We start from the raw sequence: 5,158 nt of genomic DNA, 5'->3' as shown, positions 1-5,158 counted from the left end.
TTATCTGATTTTCGGAAAACAAAGCAGAAATTCCGTTTCCCTCCAAAATCCCCAAATTATTAAAAATACATATACGCCAAATCCTTTACTTTAAGCCCGCCGGCTTGGGTTTAGCTCAACAACGAATATAAAAACTACAGTGCCAGGCACTGTAGTTTTTCGCTGTTTTTATATTCTTAAGTGTTAGCATTAGTTATTCATCTGACAACTCAAATTTAACTCCTTTATCTTTCAAAAAATCAATCAAAGTAGCAACGTGAACTCCTAAACCAAGATTAATAAATTGATTCTCTTCTACCTCTTTTTTATCTCTTTTTATTTTAGGAGAAAAACCTAAATCCAAATTAATTGTTTGGCTTTGGATTGCCCAGATATTTCCTAAAACATCAAATGTCGGTCCACCACTTTGACCTTTCAGTCCAGGCGTAGATGTTTCTATATATTTTATGTCAAACTTTCCATCTTTTGACTTCCCAGCGGAAGCCTCTCTTGTAAATATTCCGTCAATTGGAAATCTTGGCACTGGTAATACTCTAGGGGCTAATTTAAACGAATTATCAGCTTCATTAAAATCTGTTTTTATAGAGTGAAAGGGGAAACCAAGTTTACAAAGACTTGTTCCATTTTTCAGGTCTACAGGTTTCTTAAGTTTTGGATAAACATTTTGAAAACGTTTGTCATAATTTTCAATTTTACCAATTGCTAAATCATTTTCTCTTAGAATTTCAAAATGATTGATTTTGAACACATCATTTCCCCACCAAAAACTACAATTAGTAATCCATTTGTTGTTTGGCTTTAATTTCTTAAGTTGCCTTTGCTTTAAATGAGCTTTAAGCTTGTCATTCTCTTTTATAACTTTGACTTGGTCATTAAATGCAGCGATTTCCTTAACGTGCTGTTGTTGTCCAAATGCAGGGTCAAGAATATGAGCAGCAGTAACAATCCAACCTTCATCATTTAAAATAATGAAACTTCCCAATCCACTTTCTACCTTTTTATCAAAGAATCTCATTGATACAATCACTGGGTGAGTGAATTTACTTGCAATTTCGTAAGCTTTTGAAAACATATTGGTTTATTTTTAATTAATGCTAACTATTGTGTAAGCGTACATGTACGCTTATATCTTCTTTGTCTTTAGAAAAATGTACGTTTACACACGGAATTTTAGGGTATAAGCGTACATTTTTATTATTCTGATTAAAGTAGGTCATCTATTGGGGTTTTAAAATTTCTAAAATTGTTCTCGCAAACATGTGTGTAAATTTCTGTTGTACTACTTGATTCATGTCCTAATATTTGTTGACTTTGCTATACATTAATTAAATGTTAATTATACAATTGCAAAAATAAAAGAATTCTATTAGTCAGCAAACTATTTTTGTCTTTTTTCCTTTTATTTTATCCGGCTCACACAAACATGTCGTCCATGTGTTTCAAATTCATCTTAACAAAATTCGGTTTTTTCCTGTCTTTTATTTTACAACTGCCTGACATCAAAAGTTTTTTACGTCAGAAGACACAACATTAGAATTTTTAATCAAAAAATCGAGCACTTATTTAAAATTTCTGGAAAAATTATGTCATCTTTCTTAAATCACACCGACGAAATATCAGTGTGAGCGGGGAATTATAAAGCCAACACTAAATCAACATCAGAACATAACATAATAAAACTGTAAGGGCAACCATTTTTTTTAACTCTTGGTCTGACTGATGAAGAGTATTTAATATTTTGAAAATGGTATTATTTGAGAGTTTTAATTTTCATATTAGGTTTTTTGCTAAGCATGTCCAATCTATACTAAAACTTCTTATTTATGGAAAAGAAAATATCAATCATTATTAGTGTTCTATTAATCACAATAAACTTATTTTCGCAGGAATTACAATTTGAATGGGCAGCTGGTTTTGGTGGAACAGACGATGATTTTGGACAATCTATTGCCATTGATAATGATGGAAATATATATTCTACAGGATGGTTCAGAGGAACTGCAGATTTTAATCCCAATCTTATTGATACTAACAATCTTAGTTCGAATGGAGATTGTGATATTTATATTGTTAAACTTGATAATTCAGGAAATCTAATTTGGGTAAAAAGTATTGGAGGAATTGATTTTGATTATGCCAGTTCTATTGCATGCGATGAAGAGGGGAATGTATATATAACTGGTGGTTTCAAGGGAATTGTTGATTTTAATCCGAGCAATGAGACATTTAATCTTTCATCAAATGGAGGAACAGACATTTTTATTTCAAAATTTGACGCTTTAGGAAATTTAATCTATGCCAAAAGTATTGGTGGAAATTCAGATGATATAGGATTTTCAATAGCTGTTGATGTTTACCAGAATGTTTATGTTACTGGTAGTTTTATAGGAACTGTAGATTTTGACTCTGGCAGCGGAGTTTTCAATTTTAGTTCAAATGGGAATGAAGATATTTTTATTCTTAAATTAGATTCTTTGGGAGATTTCATTTGGTCAAAAAGAATGGGTGGAACCGGAAATGATTATGGTCAATCTTTGGCTATTGATGCAACTGGGAATGTATATATTACAGGGAATTTTTATGAAACGGTTGATTTTGATCCCAGCTCAGGAATATATAATCTTATTTCAAACGGAAGCGAGGATATATTCATTTCAAAGCTTGATGCAACTGGAGATTTTATTTATGCAAAAAATATTGGAGGAGCATCTTTCGATCATGTTTATTCCTTAGCACATGATCCGGCAGGATATGTTTATACTATTGGATATTTCAACGGAACAAGTGATTTTGATCCGGGACCTGCAGTTTACGATCTTAGCTCAAATGGAAATACAGATATCTTTATTTCTAAACTTGATAACTTAGGCAATTTTGCATGGGCAAAAAGAATTGGTGGTATTTCTTATGATTATGGTTATTCTATAGATATTGATCTTGTAGGGAATATTTACACTCTTGGCACATTTAACGAAACAGCAAGTTTTGATACGGGACTAGAAATTAATGATCTCACTTCAAACGGATTGGGAGATATTTTAATGGCTAAATTTAGCGAGTACGGTAATTATTTATGGTCAAGAGGTATTGGTGGGAGTAATTATGATGAAGGCAATTCTCTAACATTAGATGCTTTTGGCAATGTTTATACTATAGGATGTTTTGAAGATACTACTGATTTTGATCCGGATCCTAACAGTATAAATAATCTTAATTCTAATGGAGACTATGATGTTTTTGTATCAGCTTTTAGAAAATCACAGTGCGATTGTTCCGATCGTTATCTCTCACGCATTTTTACTTCATTTTCTTCAGATCTTATCCAATACGGTGAGAATTTGACTTGGGATAACATACCAATTTCATTGGAAATGGAAGTTTTTTATCCTGATGGCGATTCAACTCAAAAACGCCCTCTACTGTTGATTTTCCCTGGGGGTGGTTTTAATCACATTACACCAGACGGTATAGATAATGTTAATAAATTCTGTAAGCATTTTGCATTACATGGATATGTTGCTGCTTCGGTGTACTATCGTACTGGAAAAAATCCGACAGGAGCGCTTGCTTTAGAAGAAATGAAAGCCACATATCGAGCAACACAGGATGCAAATGCAGCAATACGATTTTTTAAAGCAAATCCTGATACTTTTAATATTGATACTTCTTTGATATTTGTTGGTGGATATTCAGCCGGAGGTACTGTGGCTTATAATGTGGCTTGGTTAGATCAAAGTAACATTCCCGAGGTAAATACAAGCAACCTTGGAAGCTTGAACAATGTAACTGGCTCTTTGGGATATTCTAATCAAATTGCTGGAGTATTTTCTTGTGGGGCTCTAATTGGAGACACTTCATATATTGGAACAAACAAGACACCGGCTGCTATTGTTCACGGAAGGAATGATCCTATTATAAATTATTACAGCGGTATTCATAATAATTTGCCATATTTTGGAGGTTCGGCAATACACCAATACTTAAATGATAATAATGTGATATCCTCATTGCGGACAATAGATATAAGCAATTTTCATATCCCTTCAAGTGAACAGATATTTACAATTCTATATGATTTTTATAAAACAAAGTTTTTCCAGTTCTTGACCGATAAGTTTAAAACTCAAATAGTACAAAATAATGATACTCTTATAGCTGAAGAATCTTATGACTATCAATGGTATTTGAATAATACATCCATAGTTGGTGAAAATGATAAGGAAATTGTAGCTACACTATCAGGATGGTACAAAGTTGAAACACATTCATTTCACGGCTGTAAAATAATGTCCGATTCTATATATTTTGTACTTGAATCCTCTCTTATCGATCAGCAAAGTATTGAGTTGCCCATAGGCTGGAGTTATTTTTCTACATATATAATTCCTTCGGTAGCAACAATTGATTCAATATTTACAGATATTATTTCAAATATAATTGTAGTGAAAAACTATCTTGGTCAAATATATTGGCCAGCCTATGGAATAAATTCAATTGACAATATTTCTATTTGTCAAGGCTATCAAATAAAAATGATTGATACAGATACCTTAATCCTCGAAGGTATTGCAGTTCAACCTGAAAACACTAATTGTCATATTCCTTCTTCATGGTCATATATATCATATCTAAGAAACACCCCTGCATCAATAGTAAATATGACGAGTAGCATTTCTACTAATATTGAAATAGTAAAAAACTATTTCGGGCAAATTTACTGGCCAGTATATAACGTCAATCAAATAGGAAATATGATTCCCGGGCAAGGCTATCAAATAAAAATGACAAATGCTAGCACTCTAACTTATCCTGCTAATTGAGTAAATATTTCAATAACTACTCGAAAGGCGAAGCAAAACTATCTCGTTTTCGTTCTTTCTCTCGCTCTTTTTCCCATTCTTGATTCATCATCGATTTGTCGGGATCGGGAGGTGGAGTGGACATCATCACGAGGGAAATATCTGTATCAATTATGATGGTTTCAATTTTGGGAGTGGAATATGGTTTTTTCATGGGATTGGGAATTAGAAATTAGGGATTATTAATGAAAACTTTTTCTGTTGAAATGGATTTTTCGCCAATCAGATGAACGAGGTAGTTTCCTGAGGCTGTGTGCATTTCTATTTTGTTTAAAGTGCTGCCGGCGAGTTGTTTTTCA

Annotated in this window: 3 protein-coding genes; 1 reads left to right on the top strand and 2 read right to left on the bottom strand. The window is 32.7% G+C overall.

Annotation, left to right across the window (positions count from 1 at the left end; translation table 11 throughout):
- Positions 1 to 193: 193 nt before the first annotated feature.
- On the bottom strand, positions 194 to 1,072 hold the full coding sequence (locus tag HN894_14415; protein MBT7144517.1) for a serine protease: 879 nt from the start codon (positions 1,070 to 1,072) through the stop codon (positions 194 to 196).
- A 751-nt stretch (positions 1,073 to 1,823) separates the two neighbouring features.
- Here HN894_14415 and HN894_14410 point away from each other — a divergent pair.
- Positions 1,824 to 4,820 (top strand): alpha/beta hydrolase fold domain-containing protein, encoded by a 2,997-nt coding sequence (locus HN894_14410; GenBank protein MBT7144516.1) that lies wholly within the window; start codon positions 1,824 to 1,826, stop codon positions 4,818 to 4,820.
- 16 nt (positions 4,821 to 4,836) lie between these two features.
- Here HN894_14410 and HN894_14405 read toward each other — a convergent pair whose 3' ends face one another.
- Positions 4,837 to 5,013 (bottom strand): hypothetical protein, encoded by a 177-nt coding sequence (locus tag HN894_14405; GenBank protein ID MBT7144515.1) that lies wholly within the window; start codon positions 5,011 to 5,013, stop codon positions 4,837 to 4,839.
- Between the last annotated feature and the right edge of the window lie 145 nt (positions 5,014 to 5,158).

The sequence above is a fragment of the Bacteroidota bacterium genome, assembly GCA_018692315.1.
Lineage (GTDB): Bacteria > Bacteroidota > Bacteroidia > Bacteroidales > JABHKC01 > JABHKC01.
This window is presented reverse-complemented; position numbering and strand designations above follow the sequence as displayed.